The 22,336-nt window shown below is 45.7% G+C and carries 24 protein-coding genes and 1 tRNA gene; 4 read left to right on the forward strand and 21 right to left on the reverse strand.

What is annotated here, in order from left to right; genetic code table 11:
* Positions 1–72: 72 nt before the first annotated feature.
* The 4 genes from ytkD to ACTTK6_RS11790 form a co-directional block, all read right to left on the reverse strand.
* On the reverse strand, positions 73–564 hold the full coding sequence (ytkD, locus tag ACTTK6_RS11775; protein ID WP_079475642.1) for an RNA deprotection pyrophosphohydrolase: 492 nt from the start codon (positions 562–564) through the stop codon (positions 73–75).
* 55 nt (positions 565–619) lie between these two features.
* Positions 620–1,090, reverse strand: a complete 471-nt coding sequence (locus tag ACTTK6_RS11780; RefSeq protein WP_079475641.1) for a YwpF family protein — start codon at positions 1,088–1,090, stop codon at positions 620–622.
* A complete protein-coding gene (locus ACTTK6_RS11785) occupies positions 1,087–2,274 on the reverse strand; it encodes a MalY/PatB family protein (protein WP_233133424.1) in 1,188 nt (395 codons plus the stop codon). Before ACTTK6_RS11785 ends, ACTTK6_RS11780 begins: the two co-directional genes overlap by 4 nt.
* A gap of 90 nt (positions 2,275–2,364) precedes the next feature.
* Positions 2,365–3,129 (reverse strand): C40 family peptidase, encoded by a 765-nt coding sequence (locus tag ACTTK6_RS11790; protein WP_462833518.1) that lies wholly within the window; start codon positions 3,127–3,129, stop codon positions 2,365–2,367.
* Between the two features lie 83 nt (positions 3,130–3,212).
* Between ACTTK6_RS11790 and ACTTK6_RS11795 the strand changes: the two genes are divergently transcribed.
* Entirely contained in the window at positions 3,213–3,752 is a 540-nt protein-coding gene (locus tag ACTTK6_RS11795; protein WP_462833519.1) for a dihydrofolate reductase family protein, read from the forward strand.
* A 167-nt stretch (positions 3,753–3,919) separates the two neighbouring features.
* Here ACTTK6_RS11795 and ACTTK6_RS11800 read toward each other — a convergent pair whose 3' ends face one another.
* The 9 genes from ACTTK6_RS11800 to yugI all read right to left on the reverse strand — a co-directional run bounded on the left by ACTTK6_RS11800 (position 3,920) and on the right by yugI (position 10,673).
* Complete coding sequence (locus ACTTK6_RS11800; protein ID WP_462833520.1) at positions 3,920–4,774, reverse strand: aminoglycoside 6-adenylyltransferase; 855 nt, start codon at positions 4,772–4,774, stop codon at positions 3,920–3,922.
* Between the two features lie 15 nt (positions 4,775–4,789).
* Positions 4,790–5,113 (reverse strand): aspartate 1-decarboxylase, encoded by a 324-nt coding sequence (locus ACTTK6_RS11805; RefSeq protein ID WP_462833521.1) that lies wholly within the window; start codon positions 5,111–5,113, stop codon positions 4,790–4,792.
* 146 nt (positions 5,114–5,259) lie between these two features.
* A complete protein-coding gene (locus ACTTK6_RS11810; RefSeq protein WP_079475636.1) occupies positions 5,260–5,673 on the reverse strand; it encodes a DUF3942 family protein in 414 nt (137 codons plus the stop codon).
* A gap of 45 nt (positions 5,674–5,718) precedes the next feature.
* Entirely contained in the window at positions 5,719–6,336 is a 618-nt protein-coding gene (locus tag ACTTK6_RS11815; protein ID WP_079475635.1) for a hypothetical protein, read from the reverse strand.
* A 97-nt stretch (positions 6,337–6,433) separates the two neighbouring features.
* A complete protein-coding gene (locus tag ACTTK6_RS11820) occupies positions 6,434–6,670 on the reverse strand; it encodes a hypothetical protein (protein ID WP_079475634.1) in 237 nt (78 codons plus the stop codon).
* Between the two features lie 360 nt (positions 6,671–7,030).
* Entirely contained in the window at positions 7,031–7,828 is a 798-nt protein-coding gene (locus ACTTK6_RS11825; protein WP_462833522.1) for an SGNH/GDSL hydrolase family protein, read from the reverse strand.
* Between the two features lie 674 nt (positions 7,829–8,502).
* Positions 8,503–8,578 (reverse strand) — tRNA-Ala (locus ACTTK6_RS11830).
* A 132-nt stretch (positions 8,579–8,710) separates the two neighbouring features.
* On the reverse strand, positions 8,711–10,069 hold the full coding sequence (locus tag ACTTK6_RS11835; RefSeq protein ID WP_079475579.1) for a glucose-6-phosphate isomerase: 1,359 nt from the start codon (positions 10,067–10,069) through the stop codon (positions 8,711–8,713).
* 172 nt (positions 10,070–10,241) lie between these two features.
* Entirely contained in the window at positions 10,242–10,673 is a 432-nt protein-coding gene (gene yugI, locus ACTTK6_RS11840) for a S1 domain-containing post-transcriptional regulator GSP13 (RefSeq protein WP_079475578.1), read from the reverse strand.
* Between the two features lie 150 nt (positions 10,674–10,823).
* Here yugI and ACTTK6_RS11845 point away from each other — a divergent pair, with 150 nt between their 5' ends.
* A complete protein-coding gene (locus ACTTK6_RS11845) occupies positions 10,824–12,176 on the forward strand; it encodes a sodium-dependent transporter (protein WP_462833523.1) in 1,353 nt (450 codons plus the stop codon).
* Between the two features lie 24 nt (positions 12,177–12,200).
* Here the strand turns inward: ACTTK6_RS11845 and ACTTK6_RS11850 are convergent, their stop codons facing one another.
* From ACTTK6_RS11850 to ACTTK6_RS11860, 3 genes are all read right to left on the reverse strand, one after another.
* On the reverse strand, positions 12,201–13,634 hold the full coding sequence (locus tag ACTTK6_RS11850; RefSeq protein ID WP_179124064.1) for a DUF2254 domain-containing protein: 1,434 nt from the start codon (positions 13,632–13,634) through the stop codon (positions 12,201–12,203).
* Between the two features lie 143 nt (positions 13,635–13,777).
* Positions 13,778–14,956, reverse strand: a complete 1,179-nt coding sequence (locus ACTTK6_RS11855; protein WP_079475575.1) for an aminotransferase — start codon at positions 14,954–14,956, stop codon at positions 13,778–13,780.
* A complete protein-coding gene (locus ACTTK6_RS11860; protein ID WP_143745416.1) occupies positions 14,953–15,447 on the reverse strand; it encodes an Lrp/AsnC family transcriptional regulator in 495 nt (164 codons plus the stop codon). The genes ACTTK6_RS11855 and ACTTK6_RS11860 overlap by 4 nt, the downstream gene beginning before the upstream one ends.
* Before the next feature lie 227 nt (positions 15,448–15,674).
* Here ACTTK6_RS11860 and ACTTK6_RS11865 point away from each other — a divergent pair, with 227 nt between their 5' ends.
* A complete protein-coding gene (locus ACTTK6_RS11865; RefSeq protein ID WP_079475574.1) occupies positions 15,675–16,298 on the forward strand; it encodes a cysteine hydrolase family protein in 624 nt (207 codons plus the stop codon).
* Between the two features lie 108 nt (positions 16,299–16,406).
* On the opposite strand, the gene ACTTK6_RS11870 is transcribed toward ACTTK6_RS11865, so the two are convergent.
* The 4 genes from ACTTK6_RS11870 to ACTTK6_RS11885 form a co-directional block, all read right to left on the reverse strand.
* The gene (locus tag ACTTK6_RS11870; RefSeq protein WP_094908777.1) at positions 16,407–16,883 is read right to left on the reverse strand and encodes an S-ribosylhomocysteine lyase; all 477 of its coding nucleotides are present in this window, start codon (positions 16,881–16,883) and stop codon (positions 16,407–16,409) included.
* Between the two features lie 122 nt (positions 16,884–17,005).
* On the reverse strand, positions 17,006–18,076 hold the full coding sequence (gene dctP / locus ACTTK6_RS11875; RefSeq protein ID WP_462833524.1) for a TRAP transporter substrate-binding protein DctP: 1,071 nt from the start codon (positions 18,074–18,076) through the stop codon (positions 17,006–17,008).
* 91 nt (positions 18,077–18,167) lie between these two features.
* Positions 18,168–19,442 carry a TRAP transporter large permease gene (locus ACTTK6_RS11880; protein ID WP_079475571.1) on the reverse strand — a complete coding sequence of 425 codons (1,275 nt, stop codon included), beginning with the start codon at positions 19,440–19,442 and terminating at the stop codon, positions 18,168–18,170.
* A 29-nt stretch (positions 19,443–19,471) separates the two neighbouring features.
* On the reverse strand, positions 19,472–20,014 hold the full coding sequence (locus ACTTK6_RS11885; protein WP_079475570.1) for a TRAP transporter small permease: 543 nt from the start codon (positions 20,012–20,014) through the stop codon (positions 19,472–19,474).
* Positions 20,015–20,459: 445 nt separating this feature from the next.
* On the opposite strand from ACTTK6_RS11885, the gene ACTTK6_RS11890 reads away from it, so the two are divergent.
* Positions 20,460–20,939 (forward strand): divergent PAP2 family protein, encoded by a 480-nt coding sequence (locus ACTTK6_RS11890; protein ID WP_079475569.1) that lies wholly within the window; start codon positions 20,460–20,462, stop codon positions 20,937–20,939.
* A gap of 86 nt (positions 20,940–21,025) precedes the next feature.
* Here ACTTK6_RS11890 and ACTTK6_RS11895 read toward each other — a convergent pair whose 3' ends face one another.
* Positions 21,026–22,228 (reverse strand): NAD(P)/FAD-dependent oxidoreductase, encoded by a 1,203-nt coding sequence (locus ACTTK6_RS11895; RefSeq protein WP_244897360.1) that lies wholly within the window; start codon positions 22,226–22,228, stop codon positions 21,026–21,028.
* Between the last annotated feature and the right edge of the window lie 108 nt (positions 22,229–22,336).

Raw genomic sequence — 22,336 nt, forward strand, 5'->3', positions numbered from 1 at the left:
GCATAGCCATAAGCCGCATCCACTATGATAAAAAGGAACCGGTATCTGTATAGTCACAGACGCCGGTTCCTTTCATTTTAAGGTAATATATCCTGCCTCCTCGGCATATTTAACCGAACGGGGAAGTACTTCGTCTTTCATAATAAAGCTGTAGCCGGGATGTTCACGGATATTGCTTGGAAGTGTTTCTATCAGCACCGGGCCATCCGTTTCCATATAATCCTCGTGAGAAACCAGCGAATCTACAACCGCAATGTATATATTTTTTATTACATCTTCACTCCGGCCCACCACCTTATACTGGCCAAGAGAGCGTATGACTTCAATGCGGCCGCCGGTTTCCTCATCAACTTCCCGTACAGCTGCTTCTTCAGGCGTTTCTCCCTCTTCGATTTTCCCGCCCGGAAACTCCAGCCCCCGTTGGGAGTGACGGGTCAGGAGCCACCTGCCGGCATACAGGCATATCACCCATACATGTCCCGGCTTGTCTGAAAACGGGAAGCCATTTAACGACAATTCTACTTCGTTATTGTAGTAGTCCCGGAATTTGTAGCAGGTTGTCATATGCCCTGATCCTCACACATACGTATCACTCCACTTCTCTCATCTCTCCGGGGAATTATTTTTCCTGGCGGCTGTATAACCGTGCGGCCATCGCCTTGGACCAGGAGCGCTGATCGTTCTTCCGCTCGTGAAACTCCTCCAAAAGCTGATCGCCTTCATATCCTTCGGTAATCAGCTCCTGTAATATCAATTCGGTGATATTTTCATCTTTTCCAGCCATGTACGCCTGGATTAACACACCAAGAGAGTGTTCCAGGCGCGTGGTTTTTTTCACAACTCCTCTCAAAAGAGCTGGAGCATTATCAGGATGGGTGATCACTGCTTCCATCAGCATTTCTTCTTCATGCTTTTCCCACTCATGAATAATACCTTCATATTCTGTAGGTATGACCGCATCGAGCAGCCAGGACTTATCAGGTTCTTCCCGATTGATGATGAGGCCTTCCTTCATTTTTATCTCATGCATTTCAATCACGTCCCCGTCTTTTTCAAACAGGCTGAGGCGCATAAGGCGGAACGTCTTCATGATTTACGGCCGGCAAGTTGAATGGTGCGTTCATACGCTTCTTTTAGACGGCGCACGCCCTCATCGATATGCGAGCGGGGGCAGGCGACGTTAATGCGGACAAATCCAGCGCCTTCCTCCCCAAAGATATGCCCGTCGCTCAATGCTACGCCTGCTTCTTTACGCAGCCATTCTTCCAATTCTTTTTTATCCATGCCAAGCTCCCTAAGATCAATCCATACAAGATACGTTCCTTCCGGCTTAATAACATGTGCTTCCGGAACAGCCGATTCCAGTTGTTCCTTTAAGTAATCGACGTTTTCCCGCAGGTGCACGAGCAGTTCTTCCAGCCATTCGGAGCCATGACGGTAGGCAGCTTCTGCAGCAACTGTGGCAAAAGGGTTGTCAATTCCAACAAAATTGCGTTGCAGATGGGCTTCATATGCTTTCTGCGAAGCTTTTTTCTCAAAAACTACGTAAGACAATTGCAAAGCTGCAAGATTGAATGTTTTGCTCGGCGCCATGCAGGTAATGGTTTCAACATCATAGCCATCCGCCGCTTTCGAAAATGGCACGTGTTCACCGGACAAGATAAGGTCAGCGTGAATTTCATCGGAGACTACCAGAACGTTGTATTTTTCTGCAAGAGCGGCAATCTGCTGCAGTTCTTCTTCAGTCCACACCCGGCCGATAGGGTTATGGGGACTGCATAAAAGAAGCATTTTCGCGCCGGCCTTCATCTGTTCTTCAAGGTTTTTTGCATCGATAGTAAACCCTTCGTCTGTTTCTTTCAGCGGATTCTTGTACAGCTTGCGTTCATTATTATTCACAAGCGCATAGAATGGATAGTAAACCGGCGTCTGTAGAATGACTCCATCGCCTTTTTCAGTAAATGTTTGAATCAGGTGACTGATCGCCGGCACAACGCCCGGGGTAAAGACAAGCTGCTCATTGCCCACATCCCATCCATGGCGCGTGCGGATCCATTCAGTAGTGGCATCTTTCAATGATTCCGGACGACGGTGATAACCGAAAATTCCGTGGTCCAGCACCTCCTGCATTGCATCAAGGACAGGCTGCGGAGCCTGAAAGTCCATATCCGCCACCCACATTGGCCAAAGCTCCGAGGAACCGTAGCGCTCAGCGGCGAAATCCCATTTCATTGAATTTGTATTTTTCCGGTTTAATACTTTGTTAAAATCCATGCTAAAAAAGCCTCCTCGTTTCATCTTCCCATGTCTATTCCGTTCTTTATTTTATCACTTTCCTTTTAGTAAGACGAATCCAAACGGCTTTTAACCGATAAATCGTTTTGTATTAACCACTGATTCCCTCCAGTAATCCGAAAAATCAGTATAACCTACACCATCAGATTCTGTGGCGTGAAACAGTGTGTCATTAGAAATATACATGCTTACATGGTTGATACTGCCGTCTCCAGTCGTGTCGAAGAAAATGAGGTCTCCCCGTTTCCAGTTTTCTTCAGCAACATTTCGGCCTTCCTGCGCCTGATCCTCCGACACCCTCGGAAGATCAATATTTTCTTCAGCATATATCCGCTGGGTAAAGGATGAGCAGTCGAAATACTCGGTCGTGCTTTCGGAGGCTCCCCATTTGTATGGTGTTCCTGTATACTCTTCTCCTTTTTCAATTACCCTGGCGATTCTTTCCTGTGCCGGGCTCCACAACTGGGCTGTATAGCGGCTTCCGGTGTCTTCCTCTTCGAACGAGAGTTCTTTAGCAGCTTCCTTTACCGGAATATAAGCCTCACCATTCCAGTCAAACCAGGCCGGGCTCTGCTCAAGCTCCCCTTCCCACGAAGCGTCATTTACCGATAAACGGACAGAAGAGCCTGTTTGTTGCAGCTGCGCTCCGTATAAAGCAGCCGCCGTTTCCGGACGAAGGTACAATTCTTCTTCCGATTTTCCTCCTTCGATGTACCAGCTTTTGTCATTGCCATCAACGTTCATTATTAAAACGTGCCTGTCAGCCCAGTAACCAGCGCCCCCTGCCATAACAGCCGCGACAGCAATACTTCCCCACTTCCATGATTTTTTCATACTTTGCCTCCTTTCTATGCAATTGTTCCGATAATTCTTTCTTTTCATGCTAAAATGAACATATCAACGGAGGGAGGGGCATAATGAAGCCGGTAATCCTGTTTATAGCTGCAAGTCTTGACGGTTATATCGCTGATGAGAAAGGAAATATCGACTGGCTGACCAGGGCTGAAGGCAAAGGCGATAATGGCTACGATGAAATGTACCGCCGGGTGGATACCGTGATTATGGGAAGAAAAACCTATGAGCATGTGCTTCTTTTAATGGAATTCTTCCCTTACAGCGGCAAGGAATGCTACGTTTTTTCCACCAGCCGCACGGGAAGCGACAGGCATGTCTCCTTTGTTCAGGGCGACGTGGCAGAATGGATTCAGAGCAAACAGCAGGAGTCTGGTAGTGGTATATGGATAGTCGGAGGCACTGACATTATCGCTCCTCTTCTTGAAGCAGAAATGATCGATGAATACATTATTACCTTCACCCCTGACCTTTTAGGGCATGGAATCCCTTTGTTTAAACCAAGGGCCGGGCAGCCAAAGCGGCTGTATCTTCACGAAGTGAAAGCCCTGGGGGAACTGGCCCAGCTCCATTACAAACGATCCGACGGCCTGGAAAGACACTAGTTTAGGCCTAAGTGCTTCTGTAGGTAAAAGCACTATTTTTTCTGAAAAGTGTGTACTTTTTTTACTCTTTAGGCAATAATAATCATATAGAGTAGCATTCGTCCAATTTGTTGCTCTTATCCCATATTTCATTTTGCTCCTGCTGATGGCAGGAGTCTTTTTTTATTTCACTGCACTCGTCCGGCCTCTTTAATGTATCGCTGCACTCCTGCTGCTTCCTGTTCATTCAGCGTAAACCCGCATTGGCTCGCCACAGAAGCAGATTCCCGTGCAAACATTGCCATCGCTGCCTGTAACGAAGCCCAGATGCTTTCGTAAGAACCAGCGGCATAAGTAGCTGCTAGTTCTCTGATGTTCTTCTCTTCGAGGTATATTTCCAGGTGTTTTGCCTCCTGCCCGAAGTTTACCGGGATCTTTTTTTCGAGTACGACCTTCCACTGCAGCATCTGTATCAGCATAAGGCGAACGATATGCAGATGAGCCTGGGCGTAGAGCATCTCTTTTCTCTGCCAGCCTTTGACTACATATACCGCCACCCACCAGAATTCATTACAGCACTGATGAAAGAAATTCTCTTCCGGCATACTTGTTTTGTAGCCCACGTCTGTGGGAGAAGGGAAATCAGAGGCAGGGTTATCTTTGTCCAGCAGGCAGCGGGTCAAGCCATCCTGCTTCCAGTGCAAATACCTGCTGTCCGCAGGCTTTAAGGTTAGATCAATACGATTGCCGTCCCGAAAAAGCATTAAAAAAGCAAACGACTCTTCTCCCGACGGTTCTCCGTATAAATTCATTTCATCCGGCGTCTGTACAATCAACGGCTCACCAAATACCTTCAGCCAGGCCCGGTTCTGAATCATTTGGTCTATATTATCCACAAAATAAATAATATCAAAATCACTGAAAAGATCTGGACTGCTGGTGCCGGCAGTCGCCCGGGAGCCACTTAGGGCCACAGCCCGCACCCGTTCATCAGCCTCGGCAGTCTCCATTATTAATGCCATAACAGCTTCAGCTGTTCGCACTGGCAACTCCTCCTTTTATTCCCGTGTCGTCGAAGCAGGCTCAGAAGACAGCATCTGCTGAATACAGTTTTGCCTGTCATGCACAGCAACCGCCGGTGTGAATTCCTGGGCCATTTCATTTTCCACCGAAGCGTACGCAATAATTATTACTACATCACCCGGCTGAGCCCTCCTTGCCGCTGCACCGGTTAAACAAATCACTCCGCTTCCGCCTGCAATCGCATACGTTTCCAAAACTGCCCCGTTCGTATTATTGAATACCTGCACTTTCTCGTTCTCCCCTAGCTCCACTGCCTCCATCAGATTCTCGTCAAGTCTGCTTTTTTCACAAGTATACAAGTCTCGCTCTTCTCTATTTTGAATACGCCGCTATGTATTTACACATGTTTATTATCTGACGACATAGAGATTTATTCAACCACAGTGACTCCATTTCCATTAAAACTTTCCTAAACAACATAAAAAAATGCCCTTTTAACAGGGCATTAATAGATATTGCTTAGGTCTAGGGCATCTCCAAATGTCTGAATTAGATATCTCCGGATCAAATCGCGGCTGAAGGGGGTTTCGTCTGCCTCGCTCCGGGCTTCATCGTTTTTGGCAATAATATGGTCAATATGAGCTTTACTGCCATTCACTTTTTGAATAATAGTAATACGGTGAGAAGGGATATGCTTCAGTTCAAAAGTAAGCTTTCGTTTATTAATTTTAATATAGTTTTCATGAAAACCCGCTTCGATATGAAATTTACGATCATTTATATTTTTAAATTCCTCTTCAAGGTCCATAAAGTAATACATGATCTCCCTGGCCGTAGATTCAATCAACTGCTGCTCGGGCTGGGCGTCAATATTTAAATATTTACGGGTTTTGGTGGCAAATGTATTTTCAAAACTCATCGATTTCTCCCCTTTCCGTCACGTGCTGATATACGATGATTTCGCTCACATTCCAGGCCTGAAGACCTTTATTTTTGTCTGGACTCTTCCATTAACCGCTTCCGGAAACGCCTCGGATGCCCTCCGGATAAACCATCCAGCTGATTCCCGGACTTGATCTGGAGTAATTGCTTTTTTATCGAGTTTTTCGTCCAGCTTTTTTCGAAATTCGATTACTCCCTCTTTGTCTTCCCCAAAATACGCATGATTGACCTCCGGCACCCGGCGGTCGAACGTGTGGGGGTCGAACTGGCGGTCTCCTTCGTCTGTGCCAACATGGCAGAACGCTACCTGGGGATTTCCGCTTTCGTCAAACTGCATAATAGCAGCCGTCATATTTAAGCCCAGTTCTTTCTTTCTGTCCAGACTTTCGTTAAATAGCAGCTGCATCTTTTCATTAATTGGCAGTTTTTTATGCGAGGCCAGAATATCTACGAGCCGGGAGCGGTGGTCGTCTGTTGCCACCCCGCTTACAGCAAGCAGCGCATTTCCAGCATTAAAAACCTTTTGTGCCTTTTCGTCTGCAGGCCCGCCCTCAAGGCTTGCCCCCTTCGAATCCGTGGCGATCATTACAAACGGGGCCCCTTTAGGGGGAACCGCGCTTAACAACAGTCCGGCGGTCATACTTTCACCTCTTCTATCAATCCTTTTACCTATTGGTAATTACCCTCTGAGCACACCCGCAAACGTCTCGACGGTGCTTTGTCAGTTTGTTCGCATTTCACAAGCCATTATCTGTGTTTTTGTTTTCTGAAAAATCGGCTTTAAATTTTTCATAGCAGAGCCTCCAAAATTCCTCCACACTCAGCATATCAGCGTTAAAATGAATATTCCTTTTTCCGGCCGAGGGAAATATCGATACGGCCACTAGTTTTGGTTCACACTGGTACAAATACGAAACCCGGCTCCAGCAGTTAAATGTTTGGCTGAAAACCAGGTCGCTGGCATTGTAGTCCATAAAAAAAACTCCTTCCCGCCTCTTCTGCCTCTGCTTTCGTTTATTGAATACACCTTACCTTACCCAATAATCAACGGCGGCGATCTGCTTTCTCGTTTTCTTCCCAAAACAGTACTTTTTGCACACATCTTTCGGCCGCAAAATCCCAGGAATTTCTCTGAATCTGGACCTACATATTCCCAAAATTCTATCCAGAGCCCACGGCTATTACTTTGTTTTTCATTTCCTTATTTATGCAAGAATGCGGACGCCCCCTTTTAATCTACTAATTGCATTTGTAAACAATTTTAGGGGGGGCACATAAAAAAACACGCTGCGACTGCAGCGCGCTATATATTTAGATAAGCTTACGGGAAAGCCCTACTGTGCTTGCTGTATATGTGTTTTTTCAAAATACGCGTTCACGTGCTCATACCAAAGCTGGTATCCCTCGCTGTTTGGATGAATGCCGTCACCAATATACTTTTCCATCTCCCGGCCGTTATCTGCTTTTTCATAAAAAGGCATAGAGGCATTTATAAATAAGATACCTTCTTCACGCTCCAATTCTTCTGCAATTTGGCCCGCGAAATTCTGGTACTCTGTATCCAACTCCGGCTCTCCATTTTCATAAGCAATCGCCGGGTTGGGATTCATAACTATTACTACGGCGTCCGGAGCCTCTGCCCTTGCCTGCTGAATCAATTGGTGAATGTTGTCAATGCTGCTATTCGGAGAAATGTTCCGGTAAAAATCATTTAATATTCCCGTCTCAATAATTACAAGGTCCACTTCTTGAGAAAGCTCGGCTTCGACCACTCCCCGCTCCAGCATATCCTCGGAGGAATAACCATCTACTCCATGATTGTTTAACTCTACATGCTGCTGCTCATCAGTAATGTGCTGCAGTCTTTCCTCCAGACGCCCGGCCCAGGATTCGCTGTAGCGATCCGCACCGGTACCGGCAGTTACACTTGAGCCAAAAACTGCTACAGTAGACGCATGATATGTATGCAGGCGGTGTTCTAGAAACGAATACACATCCATTTCATCCAGTTCAGAAAGATCCTCATCCGGTGCTTTTGTTTTTTCTGGGGCAGACTCTTCGTTTGAAGAAACAAGCATCCAGACGCCTCCAGCTGCAGCTGCTGCAATCAGCAGTATAAATCTTTTTCTCATCTGTCGCACTCCTTTATGCCAGTTTCGATAAAGAATTGAATACAGCATAATACATCCAGAGCCCTCCTACAAGGTCCAAAGAATCAGTTATTCTCATTTATCACATTTTTCTTATAACAGAAGTTATAACCGCCCGGGCGCCGGGAAAACTATTTAAAAAGCGAGGTGAATAATCAATGTTAATGGTAAAATGCCCCGAATGCGGACATGAAAACACAGCCTCCATTCAAATGCCGCCTGAAACGTTAAGCACTGACTCCAGCGTTCCCGGAAATGAACAGCCATGCGAGAATTGTCATGCGTCGATTCCGCTGTCCAATGAAAACTTATACTATAAATAAGCTGAGTATGCCAGCCTGAGCGCATACTGCTAAAATAAAGAACGACGCCGGGCCGAGGATTATCCCTCAAACCGGCGTCGTTGGCGTGTTATGTATCTTGGAATGAATATATAATACCTTACCCGGTTTCAAACAGCAAGTTTTGTAACTAAAAAAAGTAATTAAATAATAATTAGCGGTTACATTGTAATAATTTTTTCCTTTTCTTCCCCTTTTTTTAAAATGGTCCCAACCTATAAGAATACGTGTATCTTTCCGTTTTATCTAATAACAAAAAGCGACGCCTGGCATGAGAATAAAACCTCAAATCGGGCGCCGCTGATGTAGTATGTATGGTGGAGCCTAGCGGGATCGAACCGCTGACCTCTTGGCTGCCAGCCAAGCGCTCTCCCGGCTGAGCTAAGGCCCCATTTTTTGTCGTTGAAATATCAGCCGACAAAAATTATTGTACCCTGTCTGCTTCTGCCTGACAAGCCCTTTTTCATGTTTTATGCAAATTTATAAAAAAGCCAGCCTGCCCACCGGCAGGCTGATTTTCTGCTTACTCTTCATTCAGACGCATTTCAAGCGCCGTCTGGCGTTCTTCAAACCCAGGCTTTCCGAGAAGCGCAAACATATTCTTCTTATATGCTTCCACGCCCGGCTGGTCAAATGGATTGACGCCGAGCATATAACCGCTCACGGCACACGCCTTTTCAAAGAAGTATACGAGGTAGCCGAAATAGTATTCATTCCATTCCGGAATATCAATAACAATATTCGGCACGCCCCCGTCAGTATGGGCAAGAAGTGTTCCTTCAAAGGCCTTCTCATTGACAAAGCCCATCGTTTCCCCGGAAAGATAATTTAAACCATCCAGGTCATCCTCGGTATTTTTTAATTCCAAATCGTTTTCTGCATCCTGAATATGAAGTACTGTTTCAAGCAGATGCCGTCTTCCCTCCTGGATATACTGCCCCATCGAGTGCAGATCTGTTGAGAAGTCAACCGCTGCTGGGAATAACCCTTTGCCGTCTTTGCCTTCGCTTTCCCCGTACAGCTGCTTCCACCATTCCGATACAAAGTGCATGTGCGGCTCATAGTTTACTAGCAGTTCAATAGCCTTACCTTTCTGGTAAGCAGCGTAGCGAATGGCAGCATAGCGATAGGCTGAATTTTCTTTTACGCTCTGAAGCTTGCCTGCCTCCATGGCAGCGGCCGCCCCGTCCATCATTTTTTCCACATCAAGGCCTGCCGCTGCGATTGGGAGAAGACCTACGGCTGTAAGCACGGAATAACGCCCGCCGACATCGTCCGGCACGACGAATGTTTCATAGCCCTTTTCATCAGCCAGCGTCTTTAAAGCTCCCTTGCTTTTATCCGTTGTAGCGTAAATTCTTGAAGCCGCTTCTTTTTCCCCGTATTTATTTTCAAGCCAGTCCCGGAACACCCGGAATGCAAGAGCCGGCTCTGTAGTAGTGCCTGATTTAGAAATGACGTTGACCGACACGTCTTTACCTTCCACCATTTCAAGAAGATCATGCATATAACGTTGGCTGATCTGATGGCCGGCGAAATAAATTTCAGGCCCCTTGCGTTTAGAGGCGTCGATCTGGTTCCGAAATGAATGGCTTAAACTGTCAATGGCCGCCTTCGCACCAAGGTAGGATCCGCCAATACCAATCACAATAAGCACATCCGAATCCTTTTTAATTTTTTCTGCTGCCTGCTGAATTCGTGCAAACTCCTCTTTGTTATATGTATCAGGAAGATCCACCCATCCCAGGTATTCCGAACCGGCACCAGTTTTCTCATGGATCATGCGGTGTGCTGTTTCCACCATTGGCTGCAGCTGCTCGATTTCATGCTCTGATATTTCCTGAGAAATATTTTTACTGTTTACTTCAATTTGCTTTGCCATACTATTATTGCCTCCTTGAAATAGTTTGATCATGTTCGCCCGCATCCATATTTCTTCTTCATTATAAAGAAAAACCAGTACGCCCGCAAAACGTTCTTTCAAGTACCTGTACCCGTTATACGTCCATAAAAAAACCGCCGCTCAAAAGCGACGGTTTTAAAAACAGGTACGATTATTTCCGCACTCGTTTGTTTAAATCAGCCTGGATTTCATTGGACTGCTTCAACCAGTCTTTTAATTTATCTTCAAGAGTGTTGAATCCCTGAGTGTCGTTATTGCTCTGCTGGGCTGGACGGCCGCTGCTTTTGCTTTGGCGAGGAGCCTGGCTCTGTGGGCGGCTTTCACTTTTTTCCGGTGCCGGAAGCGTGTCCCGGATAGAAAGAGAAATCTTTCCTGATTCCTGATCGACGGATTTGATTTTCACCTTAACTTCATCGCCTACCGACAGCGCTTCGTTAATATCTTTCACATAGCCGTGGGCAATTTCAGAAATGTGAACCAGTCCCTGTTTATTTCCGTCGAGCGCAACGAACGCGCCGAATGGTTTAATCCCCGTTACTTTCCCCTCGACGATTGCGCCTACTTCATATTGCTGTACTGACATTCAAACAACTCCTATAACTTTTTATTAACTTTCAAATTATAGCATTATTTTCGGGATTCGGCAATCGATAAACTCGTGGCCTCTTCTTGACAAAAGTCCCGCATGTTCGGTACTTTAAAGGAATAAATTAATTTTAAGGAGGATCCTAACATGAGCCAACCACGTGAACAGTGGGGGACGAGGCTTGGGTTCGTATTAGCAGCAGCCGGCTCTGCTATTGGCCTGGGCGCTGTATGGCGTCTGCCGTATGTCGCAGGAACCAGTGGCGGCGGGGCTTTTTTTCTGATTTTCGTTGCTTTTACACTCATTCTCGGGACCGCTTTATTAATAGCTGAATTTGTTGTTGGGCGCCGTACCCAGAAGCCGCCGGTTCCCGCCTATAAAACCATTGCACCGAATACTCCATGGTTTTTCAACGGTATTATAGGCATGATCTGCGCTATTTTAATTTTATCTTTTTATTCCGTTGTCGGGGGATGGATTATTATTTACTTTGTCCGGAGCCTTGGCGGCCTTGCAAGTGGAGGCACAGACTACGAAGCCCTTTTCGGTTCAATTATTTCCAACCCATGGGAAGTAGGTATCGCTCATCTTGCTTTTATGCTGATTACGATTCTTGTCGTGCAGGGCGGTGTGCGTAAAGGCATCGAACGGACCACCAACTGGATGATGCCTGCACTGTTTATTTTGTTTATCGTGATTGTCATTCGATCGCTCACCCTTGAAGGAGCCGGGGAAGGGATTGCTTTCTTTTTGCAGCCCGACTTCAGCGCAGTGACAGGCACTACAATTCTATTCGCCCTCGGCCAGGCGTTCTTCTCGCTTAGTCTTGGTAACTCTGTGATGGCTACATACAGCTCTTATCTTCCAAAAGAAAAGAGTCTCATCAACTCAGCGTTTTCCATTGTCGTATTAACAATTATTATTTCACTGCTTTCCGGTCTTGCTATTTTTCCGGGAGTGTTTGCTTTTGATATCCCTCCGGATGCCGGTCCAAACTTGATTTTCATTGTACTGCCGGCTGTATTTGAGCAGCTCGCGCTCGGTTCACTATTCTTTACGCTCTTCATGCTCCTGCTTGTATTCGCCACGTTGACTTCGGCATTTTCACTGCTCGAAATCATCGTATCCTCTGTGTCTTATAAACGACCGGACAGTCGCGGCCGGACAGCCTGGATCGTCGGTATATTAATTTTCAACCTCGGCATACCATCGAACCTGTCATACGGCCTGCTGTCTGACTGGCTTATTTTTGGCAACACATTTTTCGATTCAATCGACATTCTGACAAGCAATTTTCTGCTCCCTCTCGGTGCATTGATCGTGTCTCTCTTTCTTCCGTTAAAAATGAAGAAGGCAGATCTTCGTGATGAAGTAATGCGCGGATCCGCAATGGGAAATGGCCTATTCCTTGTTTGGTTTACTGTCATTCGCTATATTGCTCCCGTTGCGATCATTATCGTTTTCATCAACTCCCTTATCGGCCTATTCACAGGAGCCTAAAAAAGCAGCCCGCGGGCTGCTTTTTTAATCTTTATACTGACGTTCGGGAATATGCTTCTCCTGAATAACGCCGCGGTCAATGAAATCGCGGACAAAGCTCCGAAATGATTCCTTGTCATCCGAGTTTTCCGAAAGAGCTTCAATATTGTTCACGAATTTCAACTGGTCATAATCATATTTAAACTGGCCGGTAAACCCGCGTGCAATTACTTTTCCGTAATGCCAGCAGCAGTTTTTATCTTTCGTGTTCAACGCTTTTGATAAAATCACTAACGCCTCAAGCAGGCTGTTTGTCACAACCGGATCATTTTCAGAGTACGAGGCGATATGGCTGAAGGCTGAGTATACATAAAAGGAAAATTCTTCATTCTGCATAATCAGGCGTAGCGTTTCATCATCATCCGTTAAATACGGGGTGAATTTTGTAACTTTGGAAATTGAAAACAAAAGGTCTGTTAATTGGTAAATGGCATCCTGGGCAGTCATGGGCTCATCGTTCCCAATCGACTTGATCGCAATTTCGGTCAATTTCCGGATACCGAATTCCAGGTCCTGCACTTCCGTTTTGCTGTGGCCCAGGTATAAGAACTGACGGAATTTCTGTTCATTGATAGCCATGTCTGCGCTGCTGTCCGTTTTCCAGTATTTAAATAACGTAATTCCTTCCATTACGAAATCACCAACGCGCCGCTCCATTTGAATAACGATCCCATCTTTTCTGGCTTCTCGTATCAGCTTACCGAAATCCACCACCTGGAGGAAACCGGTCCGTTCACTGGCCACTACATGAGCTTCACCGTGCGTTTTTTCGCGAAAAACCCGGTCTGGATCCTGCGGACGGTACGGTTCAAGGTCATACACGAGCGTATTTAAAATACGCAGCTGCGATTCTTCCTTCATAGAATTTGTAATACTTGATACCTGCATCCATTTCGTCGCATGGTTGATAAACAAAATAAAGTTAATAACGGAAATAGAAGTCATTATGACACCGGAGATAGGGAAAATCACGTATTCACTCATGCTTGAATCAAGGAAAAAGAATACAAACAGGAGAAAAAAGAAACATAGGTTAAAAATCCCGATCGAGTGCTGGGTCCTTCGGTCAGCAATAAAGTTAAAAAGCACTCTTGGCGTGAACTGACCCGAAAAGCTCGTCAGCACGACGAGTATCGAGTTAAATGTAAAAGCGTTCAAGGTGAGTACACCCGAGAGCATCGTGCTGTACATCGTCTGAGCCAGACTATATTCAGTCGAAAACACCGGCAGCGAATTGAACGCCGGCTGCAGGCCGAATTCTGCCCAGTAGGCCGCTACGGAAAGTATGGCCGCGAGCATGATGTAAATAGCCGGCAGCACCCACAAGCTCGAGCGTATTTCATACCACTGCTGGCGGTAAGACATGCTCATCATCTGCCGAATTTTTTTCGGCAGCATGCGTCTAATAGCGTTTTTCAATAAATTCATCCTCTCTATACGAACAAAACATACGTATGTAAACCCCAGTGTTAGTTTCCCTTCTGTTCATGATTTAAACTGAATAGATATACTTCCACCTTACATGAAAAAACCGGCAGAGAAAACCTGCCGGTTTGTACTTCTTATCCGTGCCGTTCTATAAAGCGTTTAAACCGATCCATCGCTTCTACAAGCGACTCCAGCGAAGTAGCATACGAGCAGCGGACATGCCCTTCTCCCCCTGAACCGAAAACTGTTCCTGGAACCACCGCTACCTGTTCCTCCGTCAGAAACGCCTCGGCGAATGTTTCGGCATCCATACCCAGCTTTTCAATCGAAGGAAACGCATAGAAAGCACCAAGCGGCGTGTGGCACTCGAGCCCCATTTCCGCAAAAGTCTTAACTAAATAATTGCGGCGCTGCCGGTAGCTTGCCACCATTCTTTCCACGTCTGCACGTCCATTTTTCAATGCCTCCAGGGCACCGAACTGGGCAGACGTAGAAGCACACATCATCGTATACTGGTGAATTTTAAGTACTGCAGCCATGATATCCTTCGGACCGCATACATACCCTACTCTCCATCCAGTCATCGCAAACGCTTTGGAGAATCCCGAAATTAAAATTGTACGCTCGAGCATTCCAGGAAATGCGGGCAGGCTGGCATGCTCATGATCATAGCTGAGCTCGGCGTAAATTTCGTCCGATACAGCGAGCAGATCGTGGTCTTTAATTACTTCCACAATCGGCTCCAGCTCTTCCTTCGACATATGGGCCCCTGTTGGGTTGTTCGGATATGAAAGAAGCACCGCTTTCGTCTTTGAAGTAATAAGGTCTTCGAGATCTCCAGCCTTAATTTTAAAATCGTGTTCTTTTGTTGTTTCAAGCGGCACCGGTACTCCCCCGGCCATAGTGATAATCGGTGCGTAGGAAACGAAGCAGGGCTCTGCGACAATTACTTCATCCCCAGGGTTAATGATCGCCCGAAACACTGCATCAATACCTTCACTTGCCCCTACAGTAATCACTATATCTGATTCGGGATGATACGAGACGTCAAAAGAACTTTCGAGATAATATGATACCGCCCTCCGGAGTTCAATCAGGCCGGCATTTGCTGTATAGGATGTGAACCCCCTTTCCATCGAAACGATGCTTGCTTCCCTTACATTCCAGGGAGTGACAAAATCCGGCTCCCCTACACCTAAGGAAATGACGTTATCCATCGTTGAAGCTAAATCAAAAAAACGCCGGATGCCTGAAGGCTTTAACTGCTGTACAGTCTCAGACAGTCTATGCTGTTGGGTCGAGGAAGTATTCATGGCGAAACCATCATTCTGTGGTCTTCATCGTCGTCACCAAACACTACTCCGTCATGCTTGTACGTTTTCAGCCGGAAATGGGTCGTCGTGGAAATAACCGAATCCAGGGCCGATAGTTTTCCCGAAACAAACGAAGCGATTTCTGACATCGTTTTTCCTTCAATGACCACCTGCAGGTCATACGTGCCTGACACTAAATACAGAGCTTTGACTTCCGGGAAACGATGAATTCTTTCCGCTACTTCATCGAACCCAACGCCCCGCTGCGGAGTCACTTTTACATCAATCATTGCCGTCACGCCATCATGGTTGTTGACTTTACTCCAGTCCACGACAGTCGCATACGTAACGATTACTCTATTTTCCTCTAATTTTTTCAGCATTGCTTCTACTTCTTCTTCGGTCTGGTCTATTAATTTGGCAATTGTTTTAATATCCATTCTGGCGTTCTGTTCCAGTAAATGCAGAATCTCCAATTCTTTTTCGTTCAAGAACGGCAGCCCCTTTCTCTCTCCTTGAATTACATCTCCTGTGCACTATTGTACACTAAGAGAGGACACTAAACGACATGTCCTTCTCTTTTACACTACTTTTTTTATTGGTATATAAAACATTATCAAGCTTTCCGCAAAAATTTTCAAACAAGGCTTCAGTTTATCTAAAAAAAGCCTTTTAATTTTGAAGCAAAAAAGGAATCAGTAACAATGGAGGCGATAAGATGGCAAAAGAAAAATCCCATGTAAACCAACAGTCCAGCGTGGCTTTCGTAGTATTAGATATGATCAATGATCTGGATTTTCCGGACAGTGACGATTTACTCCCGCATGCCCTCGATGCCGCTGAGAGTGTTAAAAATTTAAAAAAACAGGCAAAAGAAAAAGACATCCCTGTTATTTATGTAAACGACAATTACGGGCGCTGGCAGAGTAACTTTCCTGATCTGGTGGAATACTGCAGACGCGACGACGCCCCAGGAAAACCGGTAGTAGAAAAAATCCTTCCCGACGATGATGACTATTATATACTCAAACCGCAGTTTTCGGGATTCTTTGCTACTCCATTGGAATTACTATTAAATAATCTGGAAGTCACGACGATTATATTTGCGGGCGTAGCCGGCAATATGTGCGTGCATTTCACAGTAAACGACGCTTATATGCGTGGATATAAATTAATGGTGCCGCAGGACTGCACCGCATCCAACAGCATGCAGGCCAATGAAGAAGCAATCAATTTGATGAGTAAGGTTCTTGGAGCTGATACAAGGGACAGCACCGAATACGATCTGGAAAAAATCATCCAGGAAGCCCAGGAGCTTCCTCAGCCTTCTCATTCTTCCTAAACAAAAAAGCTTCCGGGGGTCCGGAAGCTTTTTTACCTACTTATATTCAAGCAGTACAGGAAATCACAAAAAATCCTTCCGGAGCAAAGGCCGGAAGGATTTTTATCGTTATGCTTCAAATACACGTTCGAGTGAAGATTTATCCTGGTTGAGCCAGCTGCGGAATACCTGCTTGGCATCTTCAAGGTCATGAAGCTTCGCCTGACCGCACTGCAGTTCAGTAGCTGCAGGAACCTCAGTAACTTCCACGCCGTCTTTCATCGTTTTCTCAAGAATATCAATGATCTCACTTACCGCCGGCTCCCCGTTCATGATCAGATAAAATCCTGTCTGGCAGCCCATCGGTGAAAGATCTATAACTTCAAAGTGGTCATAGTCTTCAGCATATTCGCGAATATTCAAGGCAAGCAGATGCTCCATCGTATGAATCGTTGGCGGTTCGAGGCTATCTTCATTCGGCTGGCAGAAACGAATATCAAATTTTGTGACGATGCCGTCGCTTCCCACCTTCTGAACCCCTGCCTGACGGACGTATGGAGCAACTACTTTCGTATGATCGAGCTCAAAGCTTTCTACTTTTGCCATATCGTTACGTTCACTCCTTTATTATTTTCTTGTGCCCATTGTATCGTTTCCCGCACACAATTCCAAATTAAACAATTCCGCTCAAAAAAGCCCCGGCCTTTTGGCCGGGCCTTAAAAGCCTGTTATTCAGCTGATTCACCAGTAATTTCTTCGATTTCGCCTTCAAGTGTTGTCAAAATTTCTTCAGCGTCACCGCCGACTTCCTCTACATAGTAATCACGCATTGGCATAGTTACTTCCCGGAATTCAGCGCGCTGTTCCTCGCTCAATTCCACTTGTTCAATATCAGATTCACTGGTCATCGTCTCTCGGGCCTGTTCATTCTGCTCAACCTGTTCGTCATACACCCAATCCTGCATTTCTGTTACCGTCTCATCGAAGGTTTCTTTCAAGTCGTCCGGAAGTTCATTATAGAACTGCGGGTTCACTGTTGTCATGGCTACGTACGAATTCTGGTTTGAAATCATCAAATGGCTCTGTACCTCGTCGTAAGAAGAAGCTTCGATAAAGAACAATGGATTCTCCTGGCCGTCCACTGTCCCGTTATCAAGAGAAGTGTAAAGCTCTCCGGCGCTCATTACCTGCGGATCTGCCCCGTATTCACGATAAGTCTGCTGAAGCAGCGGAGAGTTCTGCGTTCTCATTTGAAAGCCATTGAAGTCGTCTGGAGACTCAATTGCCTTATTTCCTGTCCACTGCATTGCTCCCTCACTCCAGAAGGAGAGCGGCATAATGTCTTCTTCCTCATATCTCGCAGCTAACGTATCGTTTAATGCTTCGCTTTCATTCAATACCTGCTGCACGTCTTCCTGATCATTTGGAAGTAAAAACTGCAGGGAGAACACTTGCCCTTCCTCTACCATTGTTCCAGTAAATCCCGGAGAGACCACAGCCATTTCAACCGCCCCCTGCTGGAGTTGCTCCACCTGGTCGACTTCACTGCCGAGGCCGCCGAATTCCACCGGCTCAATCGTTACCTGGCCGTCTGTCTTTTCATCCATCCGGTCAGCGAATTCCTGTGCATATTCGTACTGTACCTGGCCTTCGTTTTCCTCAGTCACAAAGGTCCATTCATATGTTTCTTCACCATTGCCGCCACCACCACTTTCGTCACTGCCGCCACCGCAGGCTGCGAGTACTGCTGCTGCAGAAAGAGTTGTCCCCGTCAACAAACCAAGCTTTATCTTTTTCATGTACAAATTCCCCCTTATCAGTAGTAAAACGAATGATCCGGCTGTCGGAGAGGCGGCCATCCGCCACCACCTTCCTCATCCAGCCCCCCTGTTAATTGTCAGGGAGTAAAAACGTTGAAATAGGTTCAAAAGCTATAAGCAGTACTGCAATAACGAGCATCATCACAATAAACGGGGGCGTCCCCCGAATGGTATCGAGGTACGATCGGTTAAACACCGCACTCGCGGTAAATATATCTACACCAAATGGCGGTGTAGCGGAGCCAAGCGCTGCCTGGAAGGTAATAACGACTCCTAAATGCACCGGGTCTACTCCCGCCTGAATTGCGGCTGGGTAGAAAATCGGGGTCAAAATGAGAATAACTACAATCGGATCCACAAACATACAGCCGATAAAGAAGAAAATGGATACGATAATTAAAACGTAAATTGGTCCCGGGTCTCCGCCAAGGAAGGTGTCTGTAATCATTTGCGGAATACGGGCAAACTGAATAACCCATGCAAACACCTGGCCGCCGGCTACCAGCATAAAAACAGCCGACGTTACAAGCCCCGAGGATAAAGCGATGCTGAACATTTGTTTTAGCTTCACTGTACGGTAGACGATAACTTCTAGTATAAATGCGTACACCACTGCCATTGCCGCTGCTTCCGTCGGAGTAAAAAGGCCCGAATAAATTCCTCCGATAATAATAACTGGAAATAGAAGAGGGAAGACCGCATCAAACGTCATTTTTCCGCGTTCTTTCCATGGAATTTTAGCTGCAAGCGGGATACTGTAAATTTTGGCATGTATGTATGCATAGAGAGTAAAGAAAATAAATACGAGAAGGCCCGGGCCAATGCCCGCAATAAACATATCGCCAAGGGACGTGCCAGAGATTAAAGAATACATAATCATCCCTATGCTCGGTGGTATCAAGAGCGCCACATCACTTGCGTTAATAATAAAAGCAATAGCCGTTGAGTCTTTGTATCCTACTTTTAACAGCCGCTGTCTCATCGGCCCGCCAATCGCTACTACTGTCGCCTGGGTCGAGCCGGAAATCGATCCGAAAATTGTGCAGGCGGCCGCGGTCGTAATCGCGTAACCACCCCGGAGGTGGCCGACAAAAGCGCCAATAAAATCAAGCAGCCGCTTTGATGTGTGTCCCTGCGACATAATGTCCGCTGCAAAAATAAACATCGGAACTGCAAGAAGCACGTAGCTTGATATTCCTTCAAGCATCTGCTGGAGCATAATAAATGGATCGACTGCATCAAAGAAAAACAGCACAATCACAAGTGGAGCCAAAATCAATGGAACCATCATAGGGAAACCGAGAGCTAAAAAGATGACCATTATCGCAAGTAATGTAAAAAGCATAATTGTTTCCTCTCATTCTCCGGTATATTTTATAGTTGATTGGATTCTTTCGCTTCTTGCTCTGTGTCATAATCTTTTCGTTCTGCTGCGATGTATACGTCTTTGTTTCTCACGTTTACCCAGAAGTTCCGTAAAAACTGAATACCTCCCAACAAAAAGCCAATAGGCGCCCATACCACCATCCATACATAGGAAATCCTAAGGTAATTGGTGACCCTGTTTTGTGAAGCCAATACGTAATCATACGAGTAATATGCCAGAGCAAACAGCACAAAAGCTGTAACTAAAGGAATAATAAGAGCTAACGCTTTACGGTATTTGTACGACACATTATCAAACAGCGCTGTCATACTAATGTGTCTGCCCTGTCTGGCCACGTAGCCCAGCCCAAGGAACGTCGCCATATAAATCGCAATCTGACTTATTTCTTCTGCAAATGCCCATCCGCCGAGGCCAAGGTTCCTGCTGATGGTATTGCCTGACACCATTACCGTTATCGTTATGATAGCAAGCGATAGGACTGCTTCTTCAGTACGCTTAAGACCTAGATCAAGCCATTTGAATATTTTCAATTTTCAAACACCCATTTCTGCATTTTTTCCAATTTTTAAAAAATAATGGCCGCAATTTAATTTAGATGCAGACCTGCCATTCACAGTATATGTATAAATAGAACTTTTTTATAATAAGTTAGTGTAAGTATACTTAACATATACATTTCTTGCAAATGGTTTAGGTACATTTTATCCCTTTCTTCCTTTATATACTAGCACCTAATCCTTACTAATTCGTGCTGACGCCTGCTTTAGTCCTAAAATCCTCTGAGATGGCAATTTTCCTGGGCTGAATCTTTCTTTTCGACTCTCTTTTTCTCTATTTCTTTCCTGCTTTCTTTGAGCCTCGGCACCACGAACCTAATGCCATATGATAAAATATTGTTGCCTGTACTTATATTTATCATAATGTGGGCGGTTCCTTATCCTTACTAACTGCAAAATTCAGAAAGGACGTTCGTGAATGGAATTACTGCAGAACTTCCCACTCCTAGTGGCATTATCTTCTATCTTATTAGCACAGGCGATTAAAATACCTCTTGGTTTTATTGCTGCCAAAACCTGGGACGCTTCACTTATTACAAGCACCGGCGGTATGCCAAGCTCCCACTCAGCAGCCGTCACTTCGCTATCTACTGCCATCGGTATTGAGCAGGGCTTTGACTCGAATCTTTTTGCCATCTGCATCGTTTTCGGCGTTATTGTAATGTTTGATGCTACCGGCGTCCGGCGGCATGCGGGCTATCATGCTACCGTATTGAATCAGCTCGTTAATGATTTTAACCGCCTCGTAACAGAAGCCCGGTCGTGGCAGCAAAAACGCGAACCTGAAAAACGCCAGGAACTGAAAGAGCTGCTTGGCCACCAGCCGATTGAAGTTATTTTCGGAGCTATTTTCGGAGTAGCTGTCACGTTCGCTGCTCATGCGATTTTTATCGTGTGATCAGCTTTTGGTTCGCATGATATATAGAGAAAGTCCCCGGCACGAATGCCGGGGACTTTCTCTATATATTGTAACTTATATTCAGTTTAAAACGGGTTCTGGCCTTTGCGAAGAAGGAAGCCAAAACCGCCAAGAATCCACAAAGCACGATTTTCGATCACTTTTTTCATGAAGAACGCCGGACGGCCATAAAGCTTCTTCGAGCCTACAACACCGATGGCTTCTTTTCCACCAAGAGAAGCTACAGTACCTTTAATATCGGCAGCAAAAGCTTCTGTTGGGCGCCCTTCTATCAATGCTTTAATGTTATTAGCAGCCGTTTCGCCTTGCTGGAGAGCTATTTGCGCTGTTGGCGGGAACGGGCGATCAATTTCTGTATTGATAATAAGAGAACAGTCGCCGATAATAAATTCGCGTTCGTAGCCTGGAGCACGAAGATCGTCATCCACTTTTACCCGGGCACGGTTGTTTTCAAATCCGGACTCCTCGATAAGCGGATTGCCACGAACACCAGTTGCCCAGATCACTGTCGACGTTTTTACGGATTCCCCAGTGTTCAGCTCCACGCTGTTTTCCGTTACTGCTTTAATCGGGGAATCGAGCTTGAATTCTACTCCACGGTTTTCAAGTAAATTCATCGCATACTCTACAAGCTCCGGATCAAAGCCTGGAAGAGCTGTCGGCATCGCTTCGATGACGTACATTTTGACTTTGTTGCGAGGCACGTCATACTCTTTACAAAGCTTAGGTACGCGTTCGCTCAGCTCGCCTATAAATTCCATACCGGTAAAGCCGGCGCCTGCTACAACAAATGTCAGATCTTCTTCTTTTGCTTCATCACTGTGATAGCGGGCAAACATGTATTCAATGCGGTCTTTCATCTGGCGCGCCCCGTCTACTGTCCACCGGTGGTAGGAGTTTTCGTAGACGCCTTCGATACCGAACGTTTCAGAAATAGCACCAACGCCTACAATAATGTAGTCATACTGCAGTTCGCCGCCGGAAGCAAGCGTCACTTTCTTTTCTTCTGTAACAACCTTAGTTGCTTCATCCTGAACGAAGTTTATTTTATTTAAATCAAGAATTTTGCTGATTTTAATGCGGGTGCGGTCATGGTGAAGTGTTCCCGCAGCCGGCTCATGCAGCCAGGTCGTCTGGTAATGATAATCGTGCCTGCTGACCAGCGTAATGTTTGCATTGTCTGTTCCTACTTCTTTTGCCAGCTTCGAAGCGGAAACGAGACCAGCATAGCCAGCGCCTAAAACAACAATATTTGTTTTCCCTGCCATGTCAATCACTTCCATTTTTAGATTTTGTTAAAAGCAGCTCATGTATGTGATTTATTTCACGTACATAACTATATCAAACCAGTTTTTCTTTAAGATAAAGGAAAACCT

It is taken from the genome of Marinococcus salis (assembly GCF_054971365.1).